The sequence below is a fragment of the Luteibacter yeojuensis genome, assembly GCF_000964085.1.
Lineage (GTDB): Bacteria > Pseudomonadota > Gammaproteobacteria > Xanthomonadales > Rhodanobacteraceae > Luteibacter > Luteibacter yeojuensis_A.
Map to the genome: position 1 here is coordinate 1 of NZ_JZRB01000024.1, position 2,532 is coordinate 2,532.

Annotated in this window: 4 protein-coding genes; all 4 read right to left on the minus strand. The window is 67.9% G+C overall.

Annotation, left to right across the window (positions count from 1 at the left end; translation table 11 throughout):
• Nucleotides 1-539: ATP-binding cassette domain-containing protein (locus VI08_RS11860; RefSeq protein ID WP_045829808.1), on the minus strand; the 539-nt coding region annotated here is incomplete at its 3' end.
• Nucleotides 532-1,773 (minus strand): lipoprotein-releasing ABC transporter permease subunit, encoded by a 1,242-nt coding sequence (locus VI08_RS11865; RefSeq protein ID WP_045829809.1) that lies wholly within the window; start codon nucleotides 1,771-1,773, stop codon nucleotides 532-534. The genes VI08_RS11865 and VI08_RS11860, both read right to left, overlap by 8 nt.
• 92 nt (nucleotides 1,774-1,865) lie before the next feature.
• Entirely contained in the window at nucleotides 1,866-2,273 is a 408-nt protein-coding gene (locus tag VI08_RS11870) for a hypothetical protein (RefSeq protein ID WP_045829810.1), read from the minus strand.
• Nucleotides 2,245-2,493, minus strand: a complete 249-nt coding sequence (locus tag VI08_RS11875) for a succinate dehydrogenase assembly factor 2 (RefSeq protein ID WP_045829811.1) — start codon at nucleotides 2,491-2,493, stop codon at nucleotides 2,245-2,247. The genes VI08_RS11870 and VI08_RS11875 overlap by 29 nt, the downstream gene beginning before the upstream one ends.
• Nucleotides 2,494-2,532: the final 39 nt, after the last annotated feature.

The following is a 2,532-nucleotide window of genomic DNA, read 5'->3' on the forward strand; positions in this document are numbered from 1 at the left end:
TCGAGGTTGCCCGTGGGCTCGTCGCCGAGCACGCAGGCCGGCTTGGTGACCAGCGCGCGGGCCACGGCGCAGCGCTGGCGTTCGCCGCCCGACATCTCGGCTGGCCGGTGGCGCAGGCGCGCGCCCAGGCCCACGCGCTCGAGCAGCGCCGCGGCTTCCTTCTCCGCCTGCGGAATGGAAACCCCGCGGATGAGCAATGGCATGGCCACGTTCTCGAGCGCGGTGAATTCCGGCAGCAGGTGGTGGAACTGGTAGATGAAGCCCAGCGAGCGGTTGCGCTCGCGGCCGCGCTCGGCATCGGAGAGCTCGGACAGCACGCGGCCGTTCACTTCCACCTTGCCGGCGGAGAGCGTGTCGAGGCCACCGATGATGTGCAGCAGCGTGGACTTGCCCGAGCCCGACGCGCCCACGATGGAGAGCGTCTGCGCGCGGCGCAGCTCGAAGCTGACGTTGGACAGCACGCCGGTGCGCAGGTCGCCTTCTTCGTAGACCTTGGCGACGCCGGTGACGCGCAGGACGATGTCGTTGGGGTTATTCATAACGAAGCGCCTGGGCGGGCTGCACGCGCGAGGCGCGCCACGCGGGGTACAGGGTGGCGAGCAGCGAGAAACAGAACGTGACCAGCACCACCCAGCCCACGTCGGACCACAGCAACTGGCTGGGCACTTCGCTGATGTAGTACACATCCGGCGCCAGGAAGGTATGGCCGGTGACGTGCTCGATGAACTTGACGATGGCCGGCAGGTTGTACGAAAGCAGCCCGCCCAGCGTGACGCCCGCGGCGATGCCGACGATGCCCACCAGCAGGCCCTGCACCATGAACATGGCCATGATGCTGCGCGGCGTGGAGCCGAGCGTGCGCAGGATGGCGATGTCGGCCTGCTTGTCGGTCACCAGCATCATCAGCATGGAAATGAGGTTGATGACGGCGACGAGGATGATGAGCGAGAGGATGATGAACATCACCGTCTTCTCCATGTCGATGGCATGGAAGAAGTTGGCGTGCGTATCCATCCACGTCTGCACGCGGTACGACTGGCCCAGTTCGTTGACGAGCAGTTGCGCCACCGGCGTGGCCTCGCGCATGTCGTCGAGCTTCAGGCGGATGCCAGTGGCACCGGCCTGGCCGTTGAGCCGCTCGCCGTCGGGCATGCTGATGAGGGCGAGGTTGGAGTCGTACTCCTGCATGCCCAGCTCGAAGATGCCGCTGACGTTGAAATTGCGCAGCTTGGGCACCGCGCCCATGGGCGTGGCCGTGAACTGCGGCACCACCACCGTGACCTTGTCGCCGACGTTCACGCCCAGGTCGAGCGCGAGCTCCTTGCCGAGGATGATGTTCCAGCTGTGGTCGGTGAGGTCGCCCATCTTGCCCTCGACCATGTGCTGGTCGAGGTCGGAGACCCTGGGCTCGAGCGAGGGCACGACGCCACGGATGATGGCGCCACTGGAGCGCCGGGCCTGCAGGAAGGCCTGGATCTCGACGTAAGGGGCGGCGCCCTCGACGTGCGGCGTGGTCTTGGCCACGTCGACGGCGCGCTGCCAGTCGCGCACGGGCTCGTCGATGCCCGACACGGTGACGTGCGACACGGCGCCAAGGATGCGCGCGCGCAGTTCGCTGTCAAAGCCGTTCATCACCGACATGACCGTGATCAGCGCCGTGACGCTGATGGCGATGCACACGATGGAGACGGTGGAGATGAACGAGATGAACTGGTTGCGCCGCTTCGCCCGCGTGTAGCGCAGGCCGATGAAGAGCTCGAGGGGTCTGAACATACCTGTCGAAAAGCACCTGGATGTGGGGAGCCGCCACGGATGGCAGGCACCGCGCGGCACTGTGCCCGATGCGGCCGCGCACGGCAAGGGCGCTAGCCGGGCCCGAGGCGGATACGGAGGATACGGAGGGTGTCGGCGTTCATGTTGTCGGGGCCCAGGGCCAGTGACGCGTGGCCGCGGTGCCATAAAAGCCTGAGGAACACCCATTCACCGACCACGCGGGCGTGGCGGGGTTCCGCCGCGAACGGCACGCCATGGCGGTCGACGGCCAGCCACGCCCCGCCCGGGAGCCACTGCACGGCCCGCAACGGCGGCTGGCGGTACCGGGCCACCCGCCATGCCCCGAACGCCAGCGCGCCCAGCGAGAGGCAGGCACGCACCCCCAGCGGCAGGCTGGTGGGCCATGGCGCCAGGGCGCCGGCGAGGACGATCAGGGCGAGGAAACGGGTGAGCGCGGCCGAGGGGCGCGGCTCAAAGGTGATGCCTTGTGCGGATGTCATCGATGATGGCCTGCCAGTCGTCGCGCGGGGCGCGGGCATGGCCCATCACCCAATCCCAGAGATCGGGATCCTGCACGTCCAGCAGCGTGTCGAATGCCATCCTGGCGCCCTCATCCGCGTCAGCGAAACGCTCGTCGAGCCACCAGCCGAACAGCTGGTCCAGCTCGCGGGTGCCGCGGCGGGTGCGCCAGCGGAGGCGTTTGATGCGGGCTTCTTCCATCGTCAGGCACCTGAAAGCGTTGTAGGAGCCCACCCCGTG

What these genes read in the sequence shown, in the direction of transcription:
- VI08_RS11870 (WP_045829810.1), bottom strand. Translation starts at nt 2,273, where the DNA reads ATGACATCCGCACAAGGCATCACCTTTGAGCCGCGCCCCTCGGCCGCG.
- VI08_RS11865 (WP_045829809.1), bottom strand. Translation starts at nt 1,773, where the DNA reads ATGTTCAGACCCCTCGAGCTCTTCATCGGCCTGCGCTACACGCGGGCG.
- VI08_RS11875 (WP_045829811.1), bottom strand. Translation starts at nt 2,493, where the DNA reads ATGGAAGAAGCCCGCATCAAACGCCTCCGCTGGCGCACCCGCCGCGGC.